Raw genomic sequence first — 26,832 nt, 5'->3', positions numbered from 1 at the left:
TTTTGCAAGATGTCTATATAATTTATGTCCCTGTTTACCTCACCCCCAATCCCTCTTCTGCTGATCCGAGCAGTATTGAATACAGCGTAAAAGTTTCGTTGATTTGAAATGGGTGGTTTATAGAAAAAGTGAAGGTTTAAAACCTCGCCCGCAAGTGGCGCGTTCGCGGTAGCGTCTCGTAGAGAAACAGTCCTTGTATCTGAAGGTAGGTAAAAACCCCTCTGCCCGTTGTGTCTGTCTTGATTTTGAAGTAATGAGTAATGAGTAATAAGTAATGGGTATTACTCATTACTCATTACTCATTACTTATTACTCATTTTATTTACGCCGTGCTGTACTAGTCCCACTTAAAAAAGGGAACCAGAATCAAAGTCCTCGAATTTATCGGGGGATTTAGGGGGATATAAAATATTTTTCTACCAACAAGAAGACTTTTCAAACAACCTCTAAGAGCGTCAACCTGCCTTACCAATCACTTGCTTTATTATCATCCCAGACTTCTAATTCCAAGTTGCGGAGATAGGTTAACCCGCTCTGAATTTGTGCATCTGTTCCTTGTAGTTCAAGGTCAAACCAACCATCACCGACAGCATTGGCTCCCAAAATCGCTGCCGTGATATTCACAGTCAGTCCATAGTCAGACACCAGGCGAGAAATGACAGGTTCCTGGTGATAATCTTTCGGAATTCTGAGTCGAATTCGTTTATTTGTAAGTGTATTATCAGTAGTCATATCTGAATTATTTCAATCCCTGATTGGGATTGGTACAGAACTACCCTCAGTCCTAATGGTAATTTACTTATAGGTACTAGGTAGATCGTACCATTTCCCATGATTTGCTTGTATCCTATCCAAAGGATAACTATAATCTCTGGATTTTTCTAATCAACGTCTTTAATGCGGGTTTTCCGTTCCAGAATTTCCTTCAGCACTAGGGTTACGACTGCTAGCAATGCTAAGAGTACAGCCGCAGAGAAAGCAGCTTCAGTTTCGTATTGTTTGTAAGCGTCTTCTACAAATAGTGGTAGGCTCTGGGTTTGATCAGCAATGTTGCCAGATACTACTGAAACTGCTCCGAATTCACCCATTGCTCTAGCATTGGTCAAAATTAAACCATAGAGTAAGCCCCAACGGATACTAGGTAGAGTGACGCGCAAAAATATCTGCCAATCTTTCGCACCTAGAGTTCTAGCAGCTTCTTCTTGATCCTTGCCAAACTCTTCTAAAACAGGAATTACCTCCCGCGCCACAAAGGGCATACTCACGAAGGCTGTAGCCAATACCATACCTGGAAAGGCAAAGACAATCTTGATATCATGGGCTTGGAGCCAAGGGCCAAACCATCCATTGCGTCCGTAAAGTAGCACAATCATCAATCCTGCAACTACGGGCGAAATTGAAAATGGTAGGTCAATAATGCTCAAAACTATGGCGCGTCCAGGGAATTTATGACGAGCGATCGCCCAAGCTGCACATAAACCAAATACTGTATTTAAGGGTAGAGAAATCACAGCCAGCAATAGGGTTAACCAAGCTGCATGGAGAAAAGCTGGTCGCGTCAGGTTGGATAGAAACGGCCCAGTTCCTTTGCTGAAGGCTTGGAAAAAAACGTTAATCGCCGGGATATATTGAACTAAGGCTAAATAGGCGATCGCTATTCCAATTAAAACTATTGGTACCCAGCTATTCTGCTCTTTAGGCTTGGCTGTATCTGATACAGATGAGTGAAAACTTGGCTTATCTACTGTCATATCGCCTTGCCCATGCTTGTAAGAAATTAATTGCCAATAGTAGTACCAACGAAATTGATAGTAGAACTATGCCAATTACTGTTGCACCAGAGTAGTCATACTGCTCTAATCGTTGGAAAATCAGTACAGGTGCGATTAAATCTTGGAAGGGCGTATTGGAAGAGATAATTACAGTCGAACCATACTCTCCAACTGCACGGGAGAAACCCAAGGCAATACCAGTCAAAATTGTGGGAAATAAAGGTGGCAAAATTACTTTCCAGAATGTCTGCCATTGAGAAGCACCTAGACACCAGGAGGCTTCTTCAATTTCATGTTCCATTTCCTGAAGTACGGGTTGCACAGTTCTCACAATAAAAGGTAGTGAGATAAAGATCATTGCTACCGCTACTCCCGTGCGGGTAAAAGATACCTTTATTCCCAGCGGTGCTAGTAGCGAACCAATCCAACCGTTATCGCTGTAAACTGTTGCCAAGGTTAGCCCAGCTACCGATGTTGGGAGTGCAAAGGGTAAATCTACTGTGGCGTCAATCAATCGCTTGAAGGGAAAGTCGTAGCGGACTAGAACCCAAGCAATCAGAGTTCCAAATACGCCATTGAGTAAGGCAGCAAATATTGCTGTAAAAAAAGTTACGTTGTAGGTTGCTAATGCGATATCACTGGTTGCGATCGCCCAAAACCTAGATGGAGGTTCTGTACCCGCTTTCAGGAACATAGCACTTATGGGGATCAGCAACATAACTGTCAGGTATACAATGGTGACTACCCAAGTCCAAGAAACCCGCTCCAATCTCTTCAAAAACGGTGTTTTGCGTTCAACTTCCACAGCAGGAGATACAGTCGTCATAGTCAAAAATTCAAAATTTAAAATTCACAAAGAAGTTTTTTGCCAATAGTTGGTGTTTTTTTACTGACCACCGACTATTGACCGTGCCAATTTTAGATTTTGGATTTTGGATTTTGGATTATTTTCGGTACGAGTAAGACCCCAAGTGTCTGGAATAAATCTAAAATCGTCAATTTAAAATCCTCAAGCTGTGTCCCAAGAGTGGGCGCAGTCAATCCAAAAGACGCTCGCGGACTCGCTAACGCTCCGCTATCGCAAATCTAAAATCCAAAATTGATTGACTAATGACTAATTACCGTTTATTTGCGGCTTGAACCTTATCAAACACACCCCCATCTGCGAAGAACTTCTTATCGATTTCACTCCAACCACCCAAGTCTGCAACTGTACCCAAAGTTTTCACCTTGGGAAATTTGTCTGTAACTTCTTTAGTTTGAGCTATAGTTTCATCCACAGGACGGAATCCCAATTTGACAAACTCTTGCTGTGCTTCTGGGGTATAGAGATATTTCACAAAACCTTCAGCAACTTCGCGGGTTCCGTGCTTATCGACGTTTTTATCTACCACTGCGATCGGATTGTCAATGGATATGTTCACATCAGGAACGACATACTCAACCTTTTCGCCCTTTTGCTTTGCCAAAATAACTTCGTTTTCGTAGTTAATTAAGACATCACCCTGCCCTTGCTTGGTGAATGTATCAGTAGCTTCTCGTGCATCTTTAGGCAAGATTGGCACATTTTTGTAAACTTTCGTCACAAATTCAGTAGCTTTCGCCTCATCGCCACCTGTTTTAATCACCGAATCCCATAGGGCTAAGAAATTCCACTTAGCAACGCCTGATGTTTTGGGGTTAGCAGTAATCAATTTGACACCATCTTTGGCTAAATCTGCCCAGTTCTTGATGCCTTTAGGATTGCCTGAACGAGTGACTATTGCTGCAACTGATTTGGAGACAATACCATTGTTGGGAACTTCTTTCTCCCATCCTGGTTGAATCAATCCAGCTTTCTCAATCTTTGAGGTATCTCCAGCTAGAGCCAAGTGAACAACATCTGCTTCTAAACCGTCGATAACAGCGCGAGTTTGGGAACCAGAACCGCCATAGCTTTGTTTGAAGACGACAGTTTGATTATGATCTTTCTTCCACTGTTCTACAAATTTCGGAATAATTGCTTCGTGAGCTGCTTTGGTGACAGCAAAGGAAACTAGAGTTAATTCAACATTATCTTTGCTGGCAGCTACAGGAGTAGCGCTAGCATTAGGGGTTCCAGGGGAAGAAGAAGTATTCCCAGTTTCTCCACCAGAGCAGGCAGCAAGGGCTACACTCAATGCAGTACCTACCAAAAAGAGTGATACAAAGCCTTTAAGCGAATTTAGTCTGAACCGATACGTTGTATGTTCAGCCATCGCTTGTAATTTTTTCACTGAGCGTTGCCATAAACTCATTCCATTTCCTCCACTAAATCCACAGATAACTGATGGGAATACAGTTATATACTGTTTATAATACTGGATGATTCCATGTATCTAGTTGTAAACACCAAAAAACCCCATATTCTTTACCAAGAACATGGAGATCCTACCAGTTTTATGAACAATTAAAAATGCTTTCAATTTCAACGATCAAATTGCGTAAGCGCAGTCCAAGCTAGGCATCGCAATCATCTCTCTGGTATATCAAGCAACTTGCTATGGAATTAGGTATTGGGCATCAGAGTATCCAGGGCATTGACCTACAGCAGGAACCGCTAAATTCTTATGGTGACTGGGTTTCTGAAACTTAGGGAACTCCAAGAAATAAATTATCCAATATTGTGGGGTGGGCGTCTCGCCCGCCCAGTCTATAGGGCGGGCGAGACGCCCACCTCACAAGAGTTAATTGGATATTTATTTTTTTATTTGGAAGTCCCTTATCTTCTAATCCTCTGTTCCCTAGTCTTTAATTTCTAATGCTCTTTCATGACTCTGAAAAAATAAAATATTTATAAGTCTGCTTAAACCCTCAATTTGTTCTTACTAAGACGTTTCCAGAAATTAAATATGCGTTATGCAGAACTCTTGTAGAGACGTAAAATTAGACTGGCCTTCTCTACCTTCGCGCAGCGTGTCGCAGACAGACGCGATCGCCTCGTTAAGCTAACATCCTGCTGCGCTAACATATCTCTACCAAATACCTCGGCTTTTACTGAAGACTTACGTCATATATTTTACTTGAATTTACTACGAGTTTTCCTATAAAAAAATCAAAATTTTTTGTATAAAAAATAGTTGAATTTTCATAATTAATCTGATAATCTCTTTCTCAAGACAAACAACGGTAATTCGACCGAATTACCGTTGTTTAATCAAGCAACTACACAACATCCAGCTTCCATGACACATCTGCAATTCAAAAAGTTACAAATTTTAGGCATAGTCAAGCAACTATTTTCCCAGAAAAAACCTGTCTCAACTCAAACTTCAGCACTGTTGTTAGCAACTGGCTTAAGTTTCAGCATCTTTATTCCTGTTTATGCGGCGGGTACTAATTCTAAGAATATTTCTGTTAATCAAAAGTCTCAATTGATTAGTCAAGGCGGTAAAAAAGTTGAAATAACTCTGGTGTCTTATGCAGTCACCAAAGCTGCTTATGAGAGAATCATTCCGCAATTTGTAGCGAAATGGAAACGCGAAAAAGGTCAAGATGTAGTAATCAGAGAAAGCTATGGTGGTTCTGGCTCTCAAACCCGTGCAGTAATTGATGGATTAGATGCGGATATTGTCGCTTTGGCGCTAGCTTTAGATACCAAAAAAATTGAAAAAGCCGGACTGATTCAACCAGGTTGGGAAAAGGAAGCTCCGAATAACTCAATTGTTACCCACTCAGTAGTTGCTCTTGAAACTCGTGAAGGTAATCCGAAAAACATCAAGAACTGGAGCGATTTAGCCAAACCAGGGGTGAAGGTGATTACAGCCAACCCCAAAACTTCAGGAGGTGCAAGGTGGAACTTCCTGGCTTTATGGGGCGCGATCGTCAAAAATGGTGGAAGTGAAGCCCAAGCGCTTAACTATGTTACCCAAGTCTTTCGGAATGTCCCTGTGTTACCTAAAGATGCGCGGGAATCCAGCGATGTATTTTACAAGAAAGGTCAAGGGGATGTTCTGCTTAACTACGAAAACGAGATTATCTTAGCAGCACAACAAGGAAAAACTTCACCTTCTTATGTGGTTCCCCAGGTGAACATTTCTATAGATGGGCCAGTAGCAGTTGTGGATAAAAATGTTGATAAGCACCGCACCAGAGCAGTTTCGGAAGCTTTTGTCAAGTATCTTTTTAGTTCAGAAGCTCAACGTGAGTTTGCTAAAGTTGGTTTTCGACCTGTTAATTCTGCTGTAACAAAAGAAGTACAGAATAAATTTCCCAAGATTTCTAAGCTTTATAATGTTCAGAGTTTGGGAGGATGGGATACGATTCAGAAGAAGTTTTTCGAGGACGGCGCAATCTTCGACAAAATACAAAATGGGCAACGCTAATATAGTCTTTCCGATCTAAATTTTTATTCAACAGCTGTTCATAAGTGCAATTTTATGAACAGCCTGTTAAGTATCTAAGTAAGTCGGTGCTAATATTTCTAGCTATGTTAAGGAATTTTAATGTAGTGGCGTGGCAAGGCTACAATGTTGCAATAAATTTTCTTGTAGGGTGGACATCTTGTTCGCCCCGGACGGGCGAGACGCCCATCCCACAAGAGTTAGGTAATGCACTATTTTAGTCTTGCCATGCCACTACAGCTAATTTATATTTCTTCATATACAGTGAATTTTTCTCACCGACTTATTTAGATTTTTGGTGAATATGCAGCAAAATCAAATAACGTCTTGAGTGCAAGAGCAATTACTGTGGTAAGAAATATACGCCGTAACCAGAAGTTGCTAAGTCTGAGGGCAACCCGCGATCCAACAATTCCACCAATAAACATAGTAATACTCAGAATAATACCTAGTTTGTAATCAACTATTCCTTGTGTAAAGAAAATAATGGTGGCAATCAGCGAAGAAAAAATATTGATAAATTTTGTGTTTGCGATCGCCTGTACAAATGTCATCCGAAATAGGCTGACATAAGCTGCTGTGAGCATAGTGACATAGCCACCACTAAAGAAACCACCGTAAATACCAAGCACAAAAGTTGCCACATATCCACCAATTTCTGCTATTGGTGATGGTTTCCCCATTCTTAAAACGATTCCAGCTTTGCGATTGGTGATTGAAAACACGGCAACCACAATCATCAAAATCGAGATAATTAGAGGCATCGATTTTGAAGGTACAACTAAAACAAGTAATGCACCGATAATTGAGCCTAAAAGCGTTAGGGCAATCATGATTGGCAAGCGACTGCGGTCAATTGCTTTTTTACCAATAAAAGGCAATGTGCCACCAACACTCATAAAGGTTAATGCCAGCATATTAGTGGCAAGAGCAATACGCGGTTCAATACTCAATTGCAACATGACAGGGACGGTAATTAAAGAAGTGCTTCCTGTAATGACACTTATGACACTTGTGAGAAAGAAAATTGCAATGAGGAGCAGTAATTGGCTAGCATTCATCAGAGAATTTTATTTTATGTTGTTAGGAATACATTTTCTGCAATGATGTTTGCAGTAAACAGAAATATCTGAAACTCTTGTTTAACATGAGTTAGAGCATTTTCTTGACTATATTAATATAGATACATTTCAGTGTAAAGATATAAATTTTATACCAATAAGCTTGGTATTTTATATAAGCTTATAACAACTAAGTTGGGCAAAAATTATATAAATTGGTAAGTTATATCATGTCCGCTTGATTACTTACTAAACCCTAAGAACCCCACCCCGCGAAAGCTGCGCTTTGTCTCCCCTCCCCGCTTGCGGGGAGGGGCTGGGGGTGGGGTGGAATGACTGTGGAAATCATAACTAATTATGCGGACATGATATTACAAAAGTAATGTACATCTATAACAAAAAGATCCCCGGCTTCTTGAATAAGTCGGGGATCTGAGCCTCTTATTAAAAAGCAAATTAAATAGGATTGCTATTTAATTTATGAACAAAATTACTTAATATAAACCAATACGGTTCAGTTAGGGGGCACTGGCAAAAATTTTGGGTTTTCGAGACGCGATAATGGGTTTTTGAGACGCGATAAATCGTTGTCTCTACAAGTACTTTGGTCTTATCTGAACTGTATTGTAATATGAACATTATGAAAAATAAAACCCATCTAGAAATAATCTAAATGGGCAAAATTGAACAACTACTTATTATTAAGTGAATGCATATTTCATGGGCAAACCGTCCTGAAAAACTAGTAATTCTCCCGGTTGAATTTTTGTCCAAACTTCGTTGTCAGTAAGGGGTGTGGTGGCAATAACAGCAACGCGATCGCGTTCAGTAGTCACCTCTCGAAAATCTACGGTCATGTCTTGGTCAATTAAATGGGCAGCGGCAAAGGGCGCTTGCCGAACAATGTAGCTGAGATTAGTTGAGCAATAAGCAAAAAAGTGTTCTCCATCCGATAATAAGTAGTTAAACATACCCATTTTTGCAATTTTATCAGTAATTTCTTGCAGTACAGAGTATAGTTTCTTTATGTCAGGCTTACCCTCAGGAAAGCGCGATCGCAATGTTTCTAGCATCATACAGAATGCTTTTTCACTATCGGTGTTACCTACGGCTTGATAAAAGCCCAAATTTTCTGGATCAAAATTTGGTAAATTACCATTGTGGGCAAACACCCAATACTGACCCCACAATTCCCTGCGGAAAGGATGGCAGTTGTGTAGGGCAATTTCACCCTGGGTAGCTTTGCGGATATGGGCTATGACATGGGTTGAGTGGATCGGATAACTCCTTACAAACTCCGCTACCGGAGAAGCAATAGAAGGTTGGGCATCTAAAAACATGCGACATCCCTTTCCTTCAAAGAAAGCAATGCCCCAACCATCGCGATGGTCATCCGTTTTTCCTCCCCGTGCAGAAAACCCTTCAAAAGAAAAGCAAATATCCGTTGGAACATTGCAATTCATTCCGAGCAGTTGGCACATGGATGTTGCAGCTCTCAATTTTTGACTAAGGCCTCAGGATCAAGATACTTCACAATGCTGCCTTGATTCTGGAGCGATCGCTTCAATCTTAGAATTTAAGGCTGAGATATGCCACATACTCCCCAACAATTAAGAGTCTGCTTCAAGTTAGCAGCATGACACTACCCTACAAAATGGTAGCGGCGAATATCTGGTGCAGCAGTCACTAAGCCTTCGAGTTTAGCTGCTGCCGCTTGGAAATGAGGTGAATCTAGATGAGTATTTAGGGCTTCTGATGAAGTCCATTCCTCTACAAAAGTAAAATCTGTTTGGTCGTATTGGTTTTGCAAAAGTTCATACTTAATCGCACCTGCTTCCTGTCGGGTTGGCTCAATGAGTTCCAACAGTACAGCTTTTAGTTCTTCTACTTTGTTAGGCAAAGCAGTAATACGGGCAACAATGTGAATAGTTTGGTTTGTCATTTGTCATTTGTCATTTGTCATTTGTTATTTGTTATTTGTCATCAAGTCAAGGTTAGGAATTCTTTCACTGCTCCCCTGCTCCCCTGCTCCCCTGCTCCTCTGCTCCCCTGCTCCCCTGCTCCCCTGCTCTTCTGCCCCTCTGCCTCCCTACTGCTCTGGTATTAATATCTATTAAAACATTTGCTGTAAATATTGTTCATAGCCTAGTTGTTCTAGTTTTGCTTGCTTTGCAATTACTGATTCACATAGGGTTTGACGATATTGTTGCACTTTTTCTAACAATTCTGGTTGATGAGTTGCGAGGATTTTGACTGCTAAAAGACCGGCATTTTTGGCATTACCGATCGCGACTGTTGCCACGGGAATACCACCAGGCATCTGTAAAATAGAATACAAAGAATCTACACCTTGTAAGTTCCGAGTGGCTACAGGAACACCAATGACAGGAAGTGGAGTTAAAGACGCTACCATTCCAGGTAGATGGGCAGCACCACCAGCACCAGCAATAATTACCTTAATACCGCGTTGGTGTGCAAGTTGAGCATATTGCACCATCCGTTCTGGGGTGCGGTGAGCCGAAACGATCGCCACTTCACTCTCAACGCCAAATTCTTCACAAACTGCGATCGCATCTTTCATAGTGGGCAAATCAGAATCGCTGCCCATGATAATACCAACTAAGGGAGTCATAGAATTTTGGATTTTGGATTTTGGGTTTTGGATTAATCGTTGGTTGTTTCATCTAAAATCGGATGAGATTTAGCTCTCTTCGCGCCAGTGTGATGATCCAAGCAACACAAAATCCTGTAGATATTATCAATGCTAGAGTGCCTGGTTACAAAGATTTGCAGATGCTCTTGATTAATCAAGAGGGCATAATTGAGCAAATCTTGCCGATGGGTGGAGTAAAAGCGGATAGCCGTGCATCCGTAATAGATGTAGCTGGCGACTGGATTTCATTGGGTGGCGTTGATTTGCAAATTAACGGTGCTTTGGGATTGGCATTTCCTGATTTGACGGCTGAAAATGCTCATGTACTCCAGAAAATAAGGCAATTTTTGTGGGATGTCGGGGTAGATGGATTTTTGCCGACACTTGTGACAACTTCAGTAGAAAATATTCAGCGATCGCTTGCTGTTATTGCTGATATTATCCCCAGTCAACAGGCAGGTGCCAAGATTCTGGGAGTGCATTTAGAAGGCCCATTTTTGAATTACCAAAAGCGCGGCGCACACCCGGCAGAGTACTTATTACCCCTCACAATTGAGGAGGTAAAGCGGGTTTTAGGGGATTATGCCCATATCGTGAAAGTCATCACTTTAGCGCCAGAGTTAGATCCCACTAGCGAAGTAATTCCATATTTGCGTTCTTTGGGGATTACGGTTAGTTTAGGGCATTCTCAGGCAACATCAGCACAAGGGCAACTTGCCTTTGAACTCGGTGTAACGATGGTAACTCATGCCTTCAATGCCATGCCACCATTACATCACCGCGAACCAGGATTATTAGGGGCAGCAATTACCCATCCTCATGTCATGTGTGGTTTTATTGCTGATGGTGAACACGTTTCGCCCACGATGCTGCAAATATTACTCCGTGCCAGTGATTACGAAAAAGGGTTGTTCCTCGTCAGCGATGCCCTTTCACCTCTAGGGCTACCCGATGGCGTGTATCCTTGGGACAATCGACAAATTGAAGTTAAAAACGGTACGGCACGACTCACCGATGGCACGTTATCGGGGACGACTTTACCTTTATTAGTGGGAGTAAAGAATTTGGTGAAGTGGGGGATTTGTAATGTGGAGACTGCTATTTTACTAGCTACAGATGCACCTAGACAAGCGATTGGTTTACCAGAAATTGGCAAAAGTCAAGCTGCAAATTTATTACGCTGGTATGGGGATGAAGCGACAAAAGAACTAACTTGGCAGCGATTATTGGGCTAAATTTTGCGTCAGAGGTATGGGTACAGCCTATTCTATTGTTAATTGAAATTTTTCACATATAATTTAGAATTCATATACGAGTGCCTACTATGACTAAATATCTAAATAAAATGATAGTTAAATATAGTGTTTTATTTTCTAAGATTTTCAGGTATGCCAGATACTATCCTGAAGATATAATGCGTATACTTCGGTTTTCTGTTTTTCTAGGGTTGTTCTACTTATCTAATTGGCGCTCACCAAATAATACAGAATTTATCAATTTAGTATATAGATACTTTTTATCTGTTCTAATCTCAGAGGAAGAGCTTTCATTCTACACAGATAATCTTGACCAAGGTAATTTTTCAAGAATTCAGGTTATTCTTTCTTATTTAATGTTACCAATTGGGATTGAACAAAAACTCTTTGCTCGAACAGGCATAGAATCACATCACCTTGCAAGGCTCAAACTGGTACAAGAAATATTGCCACCTGCTGAATATATTCTCGATTTAGGAGGTTCTTGCCTTGGTTCCCCAGAAGGTGCTCTCATGGTCATGGGTTATCCCTACAAACCTCAACAGTTGGATATTGTTGATCTACCACAGGAGGAAAGAATTTACGATCTGCATTCTGAGGAACATCCCCAGCAATTCATAACTCCAGATAATCTTACAAAAATTAATTATATCTATCGCTCAATGGCAGATTTATCTTATTTTACAGAACATACCGTTGACCTTGTTTGGTCAGGACAAAGCATTGAGCATGTAACAGAAGAAGAAGCCGAGAAAGTAATTGAAGAAGTCTTTAGAGTCATCAAGCCAGGTGGATCATTTTGTCTAGATACCCCAAATCGCCAGCTTACAAAGCTTTTGGTACGTGGAGGATTTGTACATCCTGAACATAAGATTGAATATACACCTGATGAATTGATTGCAAAAATTCAAAAAGCTGGGTTTATTATCAAAAAAACCTTAGCTATCTCTCCCATGCCCTATAGTTTAAAAACCAAAAAATTTAGCAAACTAGAATTTATTAACAGTGTTGGTTTTTCGGAAAATACAAACCAAGGTTTTTCTTTTTTCATCTATTGTATTAAGCCAGATAGGGATAAATAAACATCAGAGTTGAGAGATTTTATTGAATTATGGTTACAAGGTAAAGTTGATCGTCAAGATCAACTTTGAAAAGATTTAGGCAAGAATTGACTGGTTTAATTTAGCTCTCTAATCTGAACGTCCATAATTTCCATTAGACATCTCCAGAAATAAAATAAGCTGTTCCATATTTAAATTGCATAACCTGGGCGGGCAAGATGCCCACCCCACAAGAGTTATGTTTAAAGGAAGCAACGCCGGATTCCTATTTAGTTTTTGAAAAGCTGAGAAAATCAAAGCCTTGCATCATAGAATTGAGTGCCTCAGTATACTAAGTAAGGCTAACCAACATCAGCAAGTGGCAAGGGAAGATTTAGTCATGTTCATTAATACCTGCCTCTCCTGCACAGGACAGCATGAGTTCTATGGTAATGGTTACGGGCAGCGCGGATCTATTTTTTATTCTATAAGTTGCTCTGTTTGTTGTGCAATGAACAAGAATTGCACATGGAAAAATCGGAACTACGGGAAAATACGACTTTTACAAGACGTGAACACCGATCTAGGCGAATTATTTAGATATATCCCAGTGAGATTCTGTAAATTACGCTTATTGTTGTTTATATAGCCTTTATACTGTAATTAAAGGTATACTTGACCACCTATTTAGATGCCAATAATCAGCTATGGCGTTTAATTTACCAAAAATTCCCAACTGGGTAAAAATACTTATTAGCTTTTTAGTGTCTTTATCGCTTGCGGCTTTTAGTGGTATTATTGGGAACCAAGCAGATAAATTTTTTTCAGAAAAGCTATTGCCTTTAATTAACCAGCCACTACCTATTAGACTATGGGTTTTGGTTTTAGTTTTATTAATTACTCTATTGCCGCTTTCATTGACTGTCATGCATTATCATAAAGCGCATCAAATCGCAATCAAGCTTAACGAACTGGATGAATCGTTACTATTACTTTTGCCTAAGTTAGATGTAAATCCAAACATTCATGAATCACTCAAGCGGTTATTAGAGCAATTTATTGAAAAAACACTTAACATCATGCCACTTTTAGATGGGTGTGGTATTGCTATTTATGCACCAGACCCTATTGATCCAGATTTTTTAACTACTTGGTGTCAATCACAATCACCCAATGAGTATGGAAATAAAGTACGTTTCTATATTGGTAAAGACTCTAATCCAAGAGGGTGTGCAGGTTGTACTTTCATTGACAAAAAACGACGGGTTGTACACTTATCACGTATAGGTAATGTATGGCATCCCGATGATCCGGAATACATTTTTAGCAAAGATAGAAGTGGGAGAATCTTAGATTACGTAACATTGATTACTATACCAATCATCGGTGGTACGGATAGCTTAGGAGTTTTGTGTCTTTACAGCAGGGATTTGACAACTTTTGATTCTAAAGCCACCCAAGAATTACTATTTGTGATTGCTAATCGTCTAGCAGGAGTTATGCTAGTAGCGCGTAATTACCAAGTACAACATTCAATTACTAATTAGAACTTAAGTTTCAGAGTTTAGCGCCAAGGGGATGCCAAAAAACGCCAGATATTTGGTATAATCCTATCTTTGCTAGCTAATTCCAGGGTAACTGAACCGTAATCTGTGCCATACTTACGTTCAGCTTCTTGAAATTGACTTAGACTTTTCTTCCCGCGCATATAATCTTTGGATTCTCTCATTAATAGAGACTGACGTTCTTCGGCTGTTAAACCTTCTATTGGAAAACCTTTCACCTTTTTCATCACTAATTAATAACAATAAATAATCTTACTGGTTTATATTTAGGTTTTATGCGTTTTCTGATAAAAAGCTTATCGCTAGGTATCAGGCTATTTATTATATCTTTATTTTACTCAATTTATCACTAAAACTAGCTATGAGTTCCCTGTAACTTATTATATTCATTGTCTCAGCCTTAGTTAGTTAGTAGAATTTTACTTATAAGCTGACGCGCATCTAAATTTGATAATTTAGCGCCTGAATCCCTTTGCTGCCTTAGATTACCTTATCAAACTATATGACGAATAGTTTATCAGTAATAAGTTAATTGAAATTAATATTAAATAAAATATGGTAAATCTATGATATGTCAAGTAGCAGATGTAGAGCAATCGCTTTGATGTATCTTCGGACTGGGAAAGTTGTTTGTAAACCTACCAACAGACGCAGGAAAACCAGAAAGGGCGGTGATACTACTACTCTACATAGACGTGAACACCGATCTAGGCGATCGCTCTGCTGTTCTTACAATATCTATGTGAGAACAGAAATTTTATTGACTTGGTGTTCTGGTAGTAGTCTCTGACAAGCTACTGCGCCTCTACGTTCCTGAAAAAGCCTATGCAACCTACTAATCCTAACCAATTTACAGAAAAAGCCTGGGAAGCGATCGCCCATACCCCGGATATTGTTAAACAATATCAACAACAACAAATTGAAAGCGAACACCTGATGAAGGCGTTGCTAGAACAAGATGGTCTAGCAACTGGAATTCTCACCAAGGCGGGTGTTAATCTTCAAAAACTGCGCGATCGCACTGAACAATTTTTTCAACGTCAGCCAAAAGTATCAGGTAATAGTACCTCAGTATACTTAGGGCGCAGCTTGGATACACTTCTAGATCGAGCCGATGGATATCGCAAAGAGTTTCAAGATGAATATATTTCAATTGAACACTTATTGCTGGCTTACGCTAAAGATGACCGCTTTGGCAAAGCTTTATTCCAAGAATTCGGTTTGGACGAAGGCAAGCTAAAAAATATTATTAAACAAATTCGGGGGAGCCAAAAAGTGACCGACCAAAATCCAGAAGGCAAGTACGAAGCACTGGAAAAATACGGACGTGACCTCACCGAAGCCGCCCGTAAAGGTCAACTCGATCCAGTAATTGGGCGAGATGATGAGATTCGTCGGACGGTGCAAATTCTCTCTCGCCGCACCAAGAATAATCCTGTGCTAATTGGCGAACCAGGTGTTGGTAAAACTGCGATCGCTGAAGGATTAGCACAGCGCATTATCGCCGGTGATGTACCTCAATCTCTCAAAGACCGCAAGCTAATCGCTTTAGATATGGGTGCTTTGATTGCAGGGGCAAAATTCCGGGGTGAATTTGAAGAACGCCTGAAAGCAGTATTAAAGGAAGTTACTGAATCTGGCGGCAATATTGTTTTATTTATTGATGAAATTCACACCGTTGTCGGCGCTGGTGCAACCCAAGGCGCGATGGATGCTGGTAACTTATTAAAACCGATGTTGGCGCGGGGTGAATTGCGTTGTATTGGGGCAACAACCCTAGATGAATACCGCAAATATATCGAAAAAGATGCGGCATTAGAAAGACGCTTCCAGCAAGTTTTTGTCGATCAACCCAGTGTAGAAGATAGTATTTCGATTTTGCGCGGCTTGAGAGAACGTTATGAAAACCATCACGGGGTAAAGATTTCTGATAGTGCTTTAGTTGCAGCCGCGATATTGTCGAGTCGATATATTAGCGATCGCTTCCTCCCTGATAAAGCCATCGACTTGGTAGACGAAGCCGCCGCGAGATTAAAAATGGAGATTACCTCCAAACCAGAAGAACTCGACGAAATTGATCGGAAGATTCTGCAATTAGAAATGGAGAAGCTATCGCTGCAAAAAGAAAGCGATGCCGCTTCTCGTGAACGCCTAGAAAGATTAGAAAAAGAAATTGCCGATCTCAAAGAAGAACAAAGAACCCTGAATACTCAATGGCAGTCTGAAAAAGATATTATTGACAAAATTCAGTCTGTGAAAAAAGAGATTGAACGGGTTAATTTAGAGATTCAACAAGCAGAACGCGACTACGACCTTAACCGCGCTGCTGAGTTGAAATACGGCAATTTAACCAGTTTGCATCGTCAATTAGAAGCAGTAGAAGCTGAACTGGCAAGCGCTCAAAGAAGTGGTAAATCACTATTACGGGAAGAAGTCACCGAAGCTGATATTGCTGAAATTATTTCTAAATGGACAGGGATTCCGATTAGCAAGTTGGTGGAATCGGAGAAAGAAAAACTGTTGCATTTAGAAGATGAACTGCACCACCGCGTCATTGGCCAAGAAGAAGCAGTCACAGCTGTAGCGGATGCAATTCAGCGATCGCGCGCTGGATTAGCCGATCCCAATCGTCCCATTGCTAGCTTTATTTTCCTTGGGCCGACAGGTGTGGGTAAAACCGAATTGGCGAAAGCGTTGGCGGCGTATATGTTCGATAGTGAAGATGCGCTGGTGCGAATCGATATGTCAGAGTATATGGAGAAACACGCCGTCTCCCGCTTAATCGGTGCGCCTCCGGGATACGTGGGTTATGAAGAAGGCGGACAACTTACAGAAGCAATTCGCCGCCGTCCTTACTCAGTGATTCTCTTCGACGAAATCGAGAAAGCACACCCAGATGTCTTCAATATCTTCTTGCAAATTCTTGATGATGGTCGCGTCACCGATGCCCAAGGTCATAAGGTGGACTTCAAGAACGCTATTATCATCATGACCAGTAACATTGGTTCGCAGTACATTCTTGATGTCGCCGGAGATAACAACCATTACGACGAAATGCGCCGTCGAGTAATGGAAGCGATGCGAAATAGCTTCCGTCCAGAGTTCCTCAACCGAATTGACGAAATCATCATCTTCCACGGTTTAGATAAGAGAGAATTGCGGCAAATTGTGCTATTACAAGTGGAAAGATTACGCCAAAGATTGGGCGATCGCAAAATCTCCCTGAAACTCTCGGATGCTGCACTTGACTTTTTAGCAGAAGTAGGGTATGACCCGGTATATGGGGCGCGTCCATTGAAGCGGGCGATTCAGCGAGAGTTAGAAACGCAAATTGCTAAATCCATCTTGCGCGGCGAATTCAACGACGGTAACACCATCTTTGTAGATGTGCAGAATGAAAGATTGTCCTTTAGCCGTTTACCAGTTGAGGTATTTACTGGATAATTACACCTTATAACTCATACACAAAAACCCGTTTTCTGACAGAGATCGGGTTTTTGAATTATTTTAGGGGAAAAGTGGGAACCCTAAATTATGTTCATCAAAAGAATTGGGGATTAGGAAACTCTTTCCCAGTCCCCAGTCCCCAGTCCCCATTCCCCATTCCCCATTGATAACTAATGATTAGTATAATTACACCAGTTTATAACGGTGAGAAATTTATAGAATCTTGCCTTCAAAATGTCATCAACCAAAATTTTGCAGAAGTTGAGCATATCATCGCCGATGGTGGCTCAACGGACAAAACAATAGATATTATCAAACATTACGCCAATCAATATCCCCACATCCGCTGGATTTCTGAAAAAGACCAGGGACAATCAGATGCGATGAATAAAGGAATTGCTATGGCGCAAGGAGCGATTATAGGCATTTTAAACGTTGATGATTTCTATGAGCCAAATGTTCTTAGCCGCATTTCAGAACTCTTTACAAATCTACCAGAACCTAGCTTGATTGTTGGTAATTGTAATATTTGGGATCATCGAAACAACTTAATTCAGATTAATAAACCTAAACGACTACGACCAGTTGATTTATTGATGGAAAAGCAAATTAATGATGATGGCATGATTGATGTTACTTTTCCGGTTAATCCATCGGCTTACTTCTACCACAAATCATTACATCAAAAAGTTGGAATCTACAAAGTTGCAGAGCATTATGTAATGGATATAGATTTCTTACTGAAAGCAGTTAAAGTAGCTCATGTGAAATATTTTAATGAACTTTGGGGAAATTTTAGATATTATCCAGGAACAAAAACTTTTGATGATTCTACAAATGGAACAAGTCAAACGCGAATCCAACAGTTGTTTAAGGATTATGCTAAAACACTCCCATTAATTGAGCAATGGGAGGTACGTTTGAATCGAATCATACTTTTTATTACATTAAGAATTTTCTATTTTTCTAAGTATCCACAACGATTACCTCAATCGATTCACAATCGATTCATGAAATCGATTTCATATTTCAAACATAAGACAGCAATTACTGGGGACTTAACTCATCCCACAGCTACAAAAACATCGCCTGTATGGCGATATTCTGCGCGTTTGCTCCTTTTTATAAAAAGCCGCAGGGAAATCGAAGTTATTAGTACCAATGACTAAATCGGCGGGAATCCCGCCGATTTTATTGGAACCCACCACTGATTGTTTAGCGAGTCAGACGCTCAAGGATTCGCTTTGCGCGTTCGCTATCAAACGTCTTGATTCTGACCGGAGGCGGAGCGTCTCCGGCTCCGCTTCTGAATTCTTCTTCAATGATTTTTACACATAACTTGTCGCATTTTACGCATATTTGCAGGCAACTCTAAGTTCATTGCTTGTTGAATGAAAATAGATGGAATTGGAATCAGAGGTGTGGCTTGCACAGTATAAGCAAGTATTGTGCCGTTACCGCAATCTTTGAGTTCCAAATTGGCGTCAAAATCTTCAAAAGTCCCTTTTACCATACGAAATTGAATTTGCTGCCCCAGCACTTCTACAACGTTGAGGTAAATTTCCACTTGAGCCGTGAAAAAGAAAAAGGCTTTTTGTGCTGCTTGATACAGACGTTTGACCTCACCTTTTTGTACTACCTCGCTCTTGGTGATATCGGGGAAATATTGCACCCAGCGGGGGTAATCAGTTAATTGCTGCCAAACATGCGATCGCACCATCGGCACGTACATCCACGCTGTCACTGAGCCACCTGATGACTTGTGTGATCGCGTTTCTACCAAAATTTCACCCTGTACCAATAACTTTTGCTTGTCTTGACTCCAAGCCATATCTGAACCTGCAATAATTGAGTCTGATATATAAGACGCAGACATAATGATTTAAGTTACTCCTCAACTCATCCACCTAAATTGAGTTGAAACCACAAGCCATAAAGCTTGATTTAGATCCAACCCATTTAATTTAGTTCCAGTCTAATGCTTATCTTTTCCGGAAACGATGATTTTCTGCTAATTATTTCATTCACTTTACTCTAAAAAATGTGTTTCTTATCACAATCCACACAATTGATACTTAAGTGAAATTTATCGGAAGAATACTTGTAGATGAAAAATTGCGTTATTAACAGCTAGAATGGCACAAACACAAGCTAATATCAAGCACCTTACTCCAAAATTTGGATACCATCTCTCTATTTTTACGTGTTATTTCTGATGAAACTGCCACTTCATCGTAACTTCATATCTTAATTGTCAATATCAAGTGTAATGTTCTGTTGAGTTGAGAGGAAAATTAAGTGAGTCAATCTTCTTTAAATCGTAGATTAATTCAGATTTTTGGTATCCTTCTCGGCATTAGTGTCGCCGTCTGGGTACTGAGAGGATTTGGTATTCTTACTTTTATTCCAGGTGGCATAATTTGGCTACTGCTACTAGGGGCGATCGCGATCGGGATTATCAGTTACGCCCAAAGAACTTGGTGGCGTTTTTAGTCATTTGTCATTTGTCTAAGATACAAGAGTTTTTGGTATATATCGCCCCGCTTCTGGGCGAAAAAACTAATGATATCGAAACTAATTCAAACTACGTCCCAAGGGATGCCTGAGCTTTGCCCTTAGATGGGCGTGGTTTCTCTTGGACTAATAGACTAAGCCTATTTTGACTAATTACCAGAAGTTTTTAATACTTAAACAATGCCAACAATTTACTAGAGGAAACGAACATGGCAAAGTATATATGTACTGTTTGTGCCTATGAATATGACCCAGCAGAAGGCGATGAAGATAGCGGTATAGCACCGAGAACAGCTTTTGAAGATATATCAGACGATTAGGTGTGTCCGACTTGCGGTGCTTCAAAACAAGACTTTGAATTAGTTGAATAGTAAAGATAACAGCTAGCCTAGAAGGTAAGTGCTGTAAAAGAGATATTTTTGAAATTGTTACCGTTACAAATTGTAGTTATTGGGGGTGGGGCAGCGGGATTTTTTGGCGCGATCGCTTGTGCTAAAGCCAATCCTGAAGCCGAAGTTACATTACTCGAAGCCAGTCGCCAACCCCTAGCGAAAGTGCTAATTTCTGGCGGCGGACGCTGCAACGTGACTCACGCTTGCTTTGAATCTGAGGAATTGGTGCAAAATTACCCCAGAGGTGCAAAAGCTTTGCGGGGTGCTTTGACTCGGTTTGGGCCTCAAGATACGGTAGCTTGGTTTGCTACTCACGGAGTCTATCTCAAAACTGAAGCTGATGGGCGGATGTTTCCTGTCACCAATACTTCAGAAACCATTGTGGAATGTCTGATTAAAGCGGTGGCCACATCTGGGGTAAAACTTCGTATCGGTACGCATGTAACTTCAGTGAAACGAACCTCAGCAGATGGGGGGTTTGATATTCTTTTGAAGTCGGGAGAAACGATTAAATGCGATCGCCTACTTCTGGCGACCGGTAGCAGCCTTGTAGGTTATAAAATTGTCCGAGAGTTAGGTCATCAAATTGAACCGCCAGTACCCTCATTATTTACCTTCAACATTGTCGATCAAAAATTGCGGGAATTGGCTGGAGTTAGCGTTAACCCTGCCCAGTTGCGCTTATCTACGGGAGGAAAATCCCAATTACAACAAACTGGGCCATTGCTAATTACCCATTGGGGTTTAAGTGGCCCGGCTGTTTTGAAGCTTTCGGCTTGGGGTGCGAGAGTTCTGCACGAAAGCCGCTATCAAGCCACATTATTGATTAATTGGCTGCCTGGTTTGCACCAAGAACAAGTGCGAGAAAAAGTTTTAGCAGTTAAGGATGAATGGGGAAAGAAAGCGATCGCATTGCATCGCGGCGTTGATCTCCCGCATCGTCTCTGGCAATATATCATTGCCCGTGCAGGTATTACCACAGAAGACCGTTGGGCAGAAATATCTAGTAAAACTTTAAATCAACTAGTGCAAGAACTTACTCAGGGAAAATACTTAATCAACGGCAAAGGAGCCTTCAAAGAAGAATTTGTTACCTGTGGCGGTGTCAACCTCAAAGAAGTCAACTTCAAGACGATGGAAAGTAGGTTAGTTCCTGGTCTTTATTTTGCCGGAGAAATCTTAGATATCGATGGCGTTACCGGTGGGTTTAACTTCCAAAGTGCTTGGACAACCGGTTATTTAGCAGGTATAGCAATGGCGACTAATTCGTAATTCGTAATTCCTATACCGCAAGGGTTTTATTGATTTAGGATGGGTGGTTGACTTCCGCCGTGCTGTACTAGTACTACACAGGGATTATGACAGTTTAAGATAGTTAGTAGTCCGCACTTTAGTTCTTAGAAAATAAGGACTAAAGTCTTTACTACGAATTTATCAAAATTAATGTAGCGGACTTATATAAGGGTTATCGTTAAAGTCTATTCTCAAAAAGACAACTTGAAAATTTTATCTTAGTCCTCTCCTTATCAAATATTCAACTTGTTCTACAAATCCTTCTATCCAATCCATTACAGATTTACTGGACTCTTTGATTGTGATGCCATCGTCATGTAGAAAATAAACACAACAGTCATCTTGTCCATTAGCAATAATAAACCACGGATCTCCATGTAAAGCACAGATACAGAAAGCATTATCAGGTAAAGGTGTACATTCTTCCCCCTCAGCAATGGACTCAAGGATAATCTCTTGCTGCCACTCATTCATCTTAATAAGTTGATCGAAATAAAACTCAAATTCCGATCCTCTAATAAGCTTTCCGGCACTATGCCCAAGTAAGCCTAAGATTTCCCTGTAAGTTCTTGGCAAAACTCCATATTTACTCTCAATGTATGCAATTTCCTCTGGGGTACATCCTTGTAGCTCTTGCTCATTTTTTACTATTTCACTACTAAATAAACGCTCTTTTAATTCTTGGATATTATTAATCATTTCACAACTCGAACTTTCTATAAGATAAAGAATCTCTATCTTAAATTAGGTTAAAACAGCAAATTAAGACTCATCAAGTTAGGTTTTAGCATTAGTATGTACATCGTAGTATACCCCTACTCTTAAAGCTTACTAGCAATAGAGTCTCCGTGTTAACCTCAACTATTTACCTGTTCTTTAAGAACAAGCGATCGCTACTTAACTATATTTACTTATCAAAATTTGTACTAATCTTCTAGCGTTTCCCACCTTGCCACTATACATTCACACCAGCCACCCTAGAGAAGTCAAAATTTTCAGGGTGTATTCGTTTTTTCATAAAAAATATATGAACACTGATAAAAATACGGCGTCTGAAATTACGTTGCAGGGGAGCCAGTATATGTTGCATGGTTTTCCAGTGCTTGGTGTTCCAGATGAGGAGCGTGCCGTAAAATACTTTAGTCTCAATCCATTTCTACCAAATGCCCAGAATCGTTGTCCAATTGAATGTGCCTATTGTGTCTGTCATCAAGATCGTGACTGGCATCACTATCCACAAAATTTTCAGGAAGTCTCAGCACCAGTTGACCTGCTTGATTCTTTGCTAGACTGCATTTTTGCTACCCAGGAGGGACAAAAGGGCTTTCCGATTTCACTATGCGACTACTCCGATCCCTTTATTCCAGCCCATCGAGAACGTGTACTATCAATTTTGGATGCACTAATTGACCGCAAAGCTGCCAACATAGTTTACATCACCACCAAAGTCCATCCTGGTCAATCTTTTCTAGAGCGACTCAAAAAAACTCTACAGCGACCTCATTCACTTCGGGTTACTGTCTTTGTTAGTTTACCACCCTTAAAACCAGGCTATGAGCAAGCCTCAATTCAGAGTCGGGTACAGTTGTTGCAAGATTTAGTAAATCTTGGCATTCCATGTTGTTGGTATCTGCGTCCACTGGTTGAAGAGTGGTTTGATGAAGCTTTAATGTGGCAATTAGCACGCACACTATTACCCCATGTTTCCCATCACGTTATTCTGTCTGGGCTTGTCATGTCTGAAGAGATTGAAACGAGTCTGTTAAAACAGGAATTAATCGTTCCAGAATGGGATCGTACACAACCAGGACGTAAGCAATACTTGTCATTGGAATTTGAGTCAAAATTGCGCTCAATTCTCAGCACTGTTGCTAGCGAGCAAAATACTTCTCTGGGCCCAGTGATGGGACATCGGCTATGCGGTACTAACGGTAATCACGCCTATGGCTGCTTGATGTGCGCCAAACAAAATCGTTATTGTCAGCTTTTTCAACTTCATCACTATGGTGAAACGATCGCTGCTGAAGATAATCAACGCCTCAAGACGCTACTGAGACAAGATTCCCAAAAATTAGGCTCATCTTTACAACGAGAGCCATCAACAGAAGAATGTCGGTGAAGTATTTCAACCTGAAGCGAAGCTAGGAAAGGTCTGATTGTCTGATTGGGGAACTGCAAGAAATAAATTATCCGATATTGTGGGGTGGGCATCTTGCCCGCCCAGTTTCTTATAGGCGGGCAAGATGCCTACCCCACAACAGTTAATTGAATATTTTTTTATTTGTCAGTCCCTTAACTACCCGTCTACAAAATTATTGTACTGGAGCATAAAGAGGGAGAATTATCTTGCTATCGTAGATTAATTTTGAATACACCCAACAATGAAGTTCAGCGAAATCCTCCGCCAATTTGGTGACACGGCTACTCATCATAGCCTGACTAACGACCCAGACCGTGACCCAGAGATTACAGGGGTAGCAGCCATTGATGAAGCTACCAACGGTACTATCAGCTACGTTGAAGGGGCAAAATTTGGGTCTTTTATCAGCAAAACCAATGCTACTGCTTTAATTTTGCCCCAGGACGAAAAATTGCAGCTGCTTGCAAACGAGAGCGGTATTCTCTGGATAGCGACCTCAGATCCGCGACTGTTATTTGCCAAAGCGATCGCTCTTTTTTACCAACCATATCGCCCCATTCCAGAAATTCATCCCACCGCTGTGATTCACTCCACCGCCAAAGTTGGCAGTGATGTTTATATTGGCCCCCATGCTGTGATTCAACAAGGGGTAGAAATTGGTAATGGTGCAATAATTCATCCGAATGTGGTGATTTATCCAGACGCCAAAATCGGCGATCGCACCATCTTACACGCCAACTGTACCATCCACGAACGCACCCGCATCGGTGCTGATTGCGTCATTCACAGTGGTGCTGTCATCGGTGCAGAAGGCTTTGGTTTTGTTCCTACTCGGACTGGTTGGTTCAAAATGCAACAATCTGGCTACACAGTCCTAGAAGATAGCGTCGAAGTTGGCTGCAATACCGCCATTGACCGCCCAGCCGTCGGAGAAACACGCATCGGTAGCAGTACAGTCATTGATAACTTAGTCCAAATAGGTCATGGTTGCCAAATCGGTTCTGGCTGTGCGATCGCCGGTCAGGCTGGTATGGCTGGCGCTGTCAAACTTGGGAATCGGGTAATCTTAGCTGGGCAAGTAGGAATTGCCAATCAAGCGAAAATGGGTGATGGTGCGATCGCTTCGGCTCGAACTGGCATTTTACACGATGTTCCACCAGGAGAAATTGTCTCTGGAACTCCAGCCATTCCTCACAAACTATATCTCAAAGCATCTGCTATTTATAGTCGTCTGCCAGATATCTATCAATCGCTAAAACAATTGCAACGTCAAATCAAAAATAACAATGATTAAAATGATACAGCAGTTTTCTTTTGCATGAAGCACAAAGCTCAGCTCCCCGATTTTTTGAAGAAATTGGGGAGCTTTTTATAAGAAGAATTCAGAATTCAGGAGCGGAGCCGGAGACGCTCCGCCTCCGGTCAGAATTCAGTATTAATTCTGTACGAGTAAGTGATAGCGCAGCGTAAAACCTTCTTTACGAGAGACTCCGCTAACGCTTAGAGGGAGTCGAGTCGCATCTGAATATTGGTTAAAAGCGAGTGGAATGGTGGGCGAAAAAAATTAAAATATTCTCGCCTGAAAACTCTATCCCTTTATGGGTATAGTTTTCAGAATTCAGAATCCTGAATTCTGAATTCTGAATTCTGAATTCTGTATTCTGACTCCTGTTTTATTCGTATGCCACTACCAATAAACTAAAATCCTAATTTTTCCAACACTGGCTTTGTGGAAACAACATGACGTTCTAAACCCAGTTCTTTTGGACTAACCCCAAGTGCTAAAGCAATCAACTGGGGTAAATGCAACACTGGTAAACCTAGTTTCTGTCCAATCACCTTTTCTACCTCTGGCTGACGGGAATCTAAATTTAAGTGGCACAGAGGACAAGGCGTAACTATGCAGTCAGCACCAGATGTTAAAGCATCCTGAATATGCATCCCCGCCATCTTGAAAGATTGGGTAGTGGCATAACTAGAAAGCGGCCAACCACAACATTGTGTTCGACCTCGGTAATAAATAGGTGTTGCACCCACCGCCCGAAATACATTTTCCATTGCTTCTGGTTGGAAGGGGTCATCGTAGGGCATGGATTTTTGGGCGCGGAGGAGATAACAGCCATAAAAAGCCGCACATTTTAATCCACTTAACTTCTGAGTGACTCGTTTGGTAATTTCCTCTAAACCGTAATCTGTTACCAAGGCATAAAGAAGATGTTTAACGTCAGTACTACCGCGATAAGGCGAACAGCCTTCTTTATGCAGCAAGCCATTAACCTGTTCAATGTAGACAGGGTTAGAAGTTTTACATTCTTTGAGGTGTTCATTTACATGACCAATGACACCTTGACAAGTGCTGCAATGGGTAAGTAAGGGCAGATTTAATTCTTCTGCTAAAGCGATATTTCTGGCGTTGACTGTATCTTCTAGTAGTTGGGAATCTTCTTTAAATGTGCCGGAACCGCAGCAAGCAGCTTTTTTAAGTTCAACCAGTTCAATACCTAGTGCTTGAGTAAGCGCTTGAGTTGACTGGTAAAGTTCCCGACAGGCCCCTTGGGCAACACAACCAGGGAAGTAAGCGTATTTGAGTGTCTGAGATACCATAGAAGTATGCTTGGGTTAGAGCGATCGCTCTAAACAATAACTGTTTTATCATCTCTTGTTAGCACTAAAATTCTGATGTTTGACGTTTAGCAACCCTTTAACCGTCTAGGTTCAAAGCTGTAGCATCGCCATATTCTGATTGCTATCAAGGCTGTAAATACCGATCGAGACATTGTAAAAAATTTTAGCAATAATTGGAAAAACAAAGTATTTACACAGTATCGGCGATGGCGTAGCCTGCTCCACTGCCAAATTTTTCCAGAAAGCTTACCCCGTTTATTTTCGGAATGGCAGAGGTTTTCTGATAGAAAAACTCTTGACAGTATACGGGCGATCGCGCTTGACGATAAGATGTATATGCTAAAAACAATATCTCCTCTAAAGAGTAGATCGTAGCAAGTGGTTAAGGACTTTTATTTATGAGCCAAGTGGAACTTTTTGATAAGGTCAAGAAAATCGTCGTTGAACAATTGAGTGTTGAACCCCCTGATAAAGTCACACCACAAGCCAAGTTCATGGAAGACCTGGGAGCAGATTCCCTGGATATTGTTGAGTTGGTGATGGCCTTGGAAGAAGAATTTGAAATCGAAATTCCCGATGAAGCTGCCGAGCAGATTACATCGGTTCAAGACGCAGTAGATTACATCAATAACAAAGTTACCGCATCAGCTTAATTGGGGATTGGGGATTAGGGATTGGGGATAGGGAAGATTTTTCCCCGTACTTAGTCACCT

The 26,832-nt window shown here is 41.0% G+C and carries 25 protein-coding genes; 12 read left to right on the top strand and 13 right to left on the bottom strand.

Going from position 1 to position 26,832, the window contains the following annotated elements; all coding sequences use genetic code 11:
* Positions 1 to 465: 465 nt before the first annotated feature.
* The 4 genes from V7L31_RS00445 to V7L31_RS00430 form a co-directional block, all read right to left on the bottom strand.
* On the bottom strand, positions 466 to 732 hold the full coding sequence (locus tag V7L31_RS00445) for an NIL domain-containing protein (RefSeq protein ID WP_334694419.1): 267 nt from the start codon (positions 730 to 732) through the stop codon (positions 466 to 468).
* 149 nt (positions 733 to 881) lie between these two features.
* A complete protein-coding gene (cysW, locus tag V7L31_RS00440) occupies positions 882 to 1,751 on the bottom strand; it encodes a sulfate ABC transporter permease subunit CysW (RefSeq protein ID WP_334694418.1) in 870 nt (289 codons plus the stop codon).
* Entirely contained in the window at positions 1,738 to 2,598 is an 861-nt protein-coding gene (gene cysT, locus V7L31_RS00435) for a sulfate ABC transporter permease subunit CysT (protein ID WP_334694417.1), read from the bottom strand. The genes cysW and cysT overlap by 14 nt, the downstream gene beginning before the upstream one ends.
* A gap of 292 nt (positions 2,599 to 2,890) precedes the next feature.
* Complete coding sequence (locus V7L31_RS00430) at positions 2,891 to 4,048, bottom strand: sulfate ABC transporter substrate-binding protein (RefSeq protein ID WP_334694416.1); 1,158 nt, start codon at positions 4,046 to 4,048, stop codon at positions 2,891 to 2,893.
* Between the two features lie 927 nt (positions 4,049 to 4,975).
* Between V7L31_RS00430 and V7L31_RS00425 the strand changes: the two genes are divergently transcribed.
* Positions 4,976 to 6,115 carry a sulfate ABC transporter substrate-binding protein gene (locus tag V7L31_RS00425; protein WP_334694438.1) on the top strand — a complete coding sequence of 380 codons (1,140 nt, stop codon included), beginning with the start codon at positions 4,976 to 4,978 and terminating at the stop codon, positions 6,113 to 6,115.
* Positions 6,116 to 6,420: 305 nt separating this feature from the next.
* On the opposite strand, the gene V7L31_RS00420 is transcribed toward V7L31_RS00425, so the two are convergent.
* The 4 genes from V7L31_RS00420 to purE all read right to left on the bottom strand — a co-directional run bounded on the left by V7L31_RS00420 (position 6,421) and on the right by purE (position 9,826).
* On the bottom strand, positions 6,421 to 7,194 hold the full coding sequence (locus tag V7L31_RS00420) for a sulfite exporter TauE/SafE family protein (RefSeq protein WP_334694415.1): 774 nt from the start codon (positions 7,192 to 7,194) through the stop codon (positions 6,421 to 6,423).
* Positions 7,195 to 7,895: 701 nt separating this feature from the next.
* Complete coding sequence (locus V7L31_RS00415) at positions 7,896 to 8,675, bottom strand: class II glutamine amidotransferase (RefSeq protein WP_334694414.1); 780 nt, start codon at positions 8,673 to 8,675, stop codon at positions 7,896 to 7,898.
* A 161-nt stretch (positions 8,676 to 8,836) separates the two neighbouring features.
* On the bottom strand, positions 8,837 to 9,136 hold the full coding sequence (locus V7L31_RS00410) for a putative quinol monooxygenase (RefSeq protein ID WP_334694413.1): 300 nt from the start codon (positions 9,134 to 9,136) through the stop codon (positions 8,837 to 8,839).
* Between the two features lie 171 nt (positions 9,137 to 9,307).
* Positions 9,308 to 9,826, bottom strand: coding sequence for a 5-(carboxyamino)imidazole ribonucleotide mutase (purE, locus tag V7L31_RS00405; RefSeq protein WP_334694412.1), 519 nt, complete (start codon positions 9,824 to 9,826; stop codon positions 9,308 to 9,310).
* Between the two features lie 92 nt (positions 9,827 to 9,918).
* Between purE and nagA the strand changes: the two genes are divergently transcribed.
* From nagA to V7L31_RS00390, 3 genes are all read left to right on the top strand, one after another.
* Positions 9,919 to 11,082 carry an N-acetylglucosamine-6-phosphate deacetylase gene (gene nagA / locus V7L31_RS00400; protein WP_334694437.1) on the top strand — a complete coding sequence of 388 codons (1,164 nt, stop codon included), beginning with the start codon at positions 9,919 to 9,921 and terminating at the stop codon, positions 11,080 to 11,082.
* A gap of 89 nt (positions 11,083 to 11,171) precedes the next feature.
* Positions 11,172 to 12,185 carry a class I SAM-dependent methyltransferase gene (locus tag V7L31_RS00395; RefSeq protein WP_334694411.1) on the top strand — a complete coding sequence of 338 codons (1,014 nt, stop codon included), beginning with the start codon at positions 11,172 to 11,174 and terminating at the stop codon, positions 12,183 to 12,185.
* Positions 12,186 to 12,850: 665 nt separating this feature from the next.
* Positions 12,851 to 13,690 (top strand): hypothetical protein, encoded by an 840-nt coding sequence (locus tag V7L31_RS00390; RefSeq protein WP_334694410.1) that lies wholly within the window; start codon positions 12,851 to 12,853, stop codon positions 13,688 to 13,690.
* 17 nt (positions 13,691 to 13,707) lie between these two features.
* Here the strand turns inward: V7L31_RS00390 and V7L31_RS00385 are convergent, their stop codons facing one another.
* Positions 13,708 to 13,935 (bottom strand): hypothetical protein, encoded by a 228-nt coding sequence (locus tag V7L31_RS00385; RefSeq protein ID WP_334694409.1) that lies wholly within the window; start codon positions 13,933 to 13,935, stop codon positions 13,708 to 13,710.
* 598 nt (positions 13,936 to 14,533) lie between these two features.
* Between V7L31_RS00385 and clpB the strand changes: the two genes are divergently transcribed.
* Both clpB and V7L31_RS00375 read left to right on the top strand, forming a co-directional pair.
* On the top strand, positions 14,534 to 17,152 hold the full coding sequence (clpB, locus tag V7L31_RS00380; protein WP_334694408.1) for an ATP-dependent chaperone ClpB: 2,619 nt from the start codon (positions 14,534 to 14,536) through the stop codon (positions 17,150 to 17,152).
* Between the two features lie 176 nt (positions 17,153 to 17,328).
* Positions 17,329 to 18,324: a glycosyltransferase family 2 protein gene (locus tag V7L31_RS00375; protein WP_334694407.1), complete on the top strand. Its 996-nt coding sequence runs from the start codon at positions 17,329 to 17,331 to the stop codon at positions 18,322 to 18,324.
* Between the two features lie 149 nt (positions 18,325 to 18,473).
* Here V7L31_RS00375 and V7L31_RS00370 read toward each other — a convergent pair whose 3' ends face one another.
* Positions 18,474 to 19,031, bottom strand: coding sequence for an SRPBCC family protein (locus V7L31_RS00370; RefSeq protein ID WP_334694406.1), 558 nt, complete (start codon positions 19,029 to 19,031; stop codon positions 18,474 to 18,476).
* Positions 19,032 to 19,453: 422 nt separating this feature from the next.
* On the opposite strand from V7L31_RS00370, the gene V7L31_RS00365 reads away from it, so the two are divergent.
* The 3 genes from V7L31_RS00365 to V7L31_RS00355 all read left to right on the top strand — a co-directional run bounded on the left by V7L31_RS00365 (position 19,454) and on the right by V7L31_RS00355 (position 21,333).
* The gene (locus V7L31_RS00365) at positions 19,454 to 19,648 is read left to right on the top strand and encodes a hypothetical protein (RefSeq protein ID WP_179065434.1); all 195 of its coding nucleotides are present in this window, start codon (positions 19,454 to 19,456) and stop codon (positions 19,646 to 19,648) included.
* Positions 19,649 to 19,878: 230 nt separating this feature from the next.
* Positions 19,879 to 19,989: a rubredoxin gene (locus V7L31_RS00360; protein ID WP_442944331.1), complete on the top strand. Its 111-nt coding sequence runs from the start codon at positions 19,879 to 19,881 to the stop codon at positions 19,987 to 19,989.
* Between the two features lie 105 nt (positions 19,990 to 20,094).
* Complete coding sequence (locus V7L31_RS00355; protein WP_334694436.1) at positions 20,095 to 21,333, top strand: NAD(P)/FAD-dependent oxidoreductase; 1,239 nt, start codon at positions 20,095 to 20,097, stop codon at positions 21,331 to 21,333.
* Between the two features lie 234 nt (positions 21,334 to 21,567).
* Here V7L31_RS00355 and V7L31_RS00350 read toward each other — a convergent pair whose 3' ends face one another.
* On the bottom strand, positions 21,568 to 22,053 hold the full coding sequence (locus V7L31_RS00350) for an SMI1/KNR4 family protein (protein ID WP_334694405.1): 486 nt from the start codon (positions 22,051 to 22,053) through the stop codon (positions 21,568 to 21,570).
* Positions 22,054 to 22,381: 328 nt separating this feature from the next.
* On the opposite strand from V7L31_RS00350, the gene V7L31_RS00345 reads away from it, so the two are divergent.
* Positions 22,382 to 23,473: a hypothetical protein gene (locus V7L31_RS00345; protein WP_334694404.1), complete on the top strand. Its 1,092-nt coding sequence runs from the start codon at positions 22,382 to 22,384 to the stop codon at positions 23,471 to 23,473.
* Between the two features lie 262 nt (positions 23,474 to 23,735).
* Positions 23,736 to 24,788: a UDP-3-O-(3-hydroxymyristoyl)glucosamine N-acyltransferase gene (gene lpxD, locus V7L31_RS00340; protein WP_334694403.1), complete on the top strand. Its 1,053-nt coding sequence runs from the start codon at positions 23,736 to 23,738 to the stop codon at positions 24,786 to 24,788.
* Positions 24,789 to 25,192: 404 nt separating this feature from the next.
* On the opposite strand, the gene V7L31_RS00335 is transcribed toward lpxD, so the two are convergent.
* The gene (locus tag V7L31_RS00335) at positions 25,193 to 26,098 is read right to left on the bottom strand and encodes a CoB--CoM heterodisulfide reductase iron-sulfur subunit B family protein (protein WP_334694402.1); all 906 of its coding nucleotides are present in this window, start codon (positions 26,096 to 26,098) and stop codon (positions 25,193 to 25,195) included.
* A gap of 211 nt (positions 26,099 to 26,309) precedes the next feature.
* Positions 26,310 to 26,468, bottom strand: a complete 159-nt coding sequence (locus tag V7L31_RS00330; RefSeq protein ID WP_334694401.1) for a hypothetical protein — start codon at positions 26,466 to 26,468, stop codon at positions 26,310 to 26,312.
* A 49-nt stretch (positions 26,469 to 26,517) separates the two neighbouring features.
* Between V7L31_RS00330 and acpP the strand changes: the two genes are divergently transcribed.
* Positions 26,518 to 26,772 (top strand): acyl carrier protein, encoded by a 255-nt coding sequence (gene acpP, locus V7L31_RS00325; RefSeq protein WP_179065427.1) that lies wholly within the window; start codon positions 26,518 to 26,520, stop codon positions 26,770 to 26,772.
* The last annotated feature ends 60 nt before the right edge of the window (positions 26,773 to 26,832 follow it).

The organism is Nostoc sp. (assembly GCF_036916655.1).
Classification (GTDB): domain Bacteria; phylum Cyanobacteriota; class Cyanobacteriia; order Cyanobacteriales; family Nostocaceae; genus Nostoc.
Note: the sequence above shows the minus strand (reverse complement) of the source record. Positions and strands in the feature narration are given on the sequence as shown.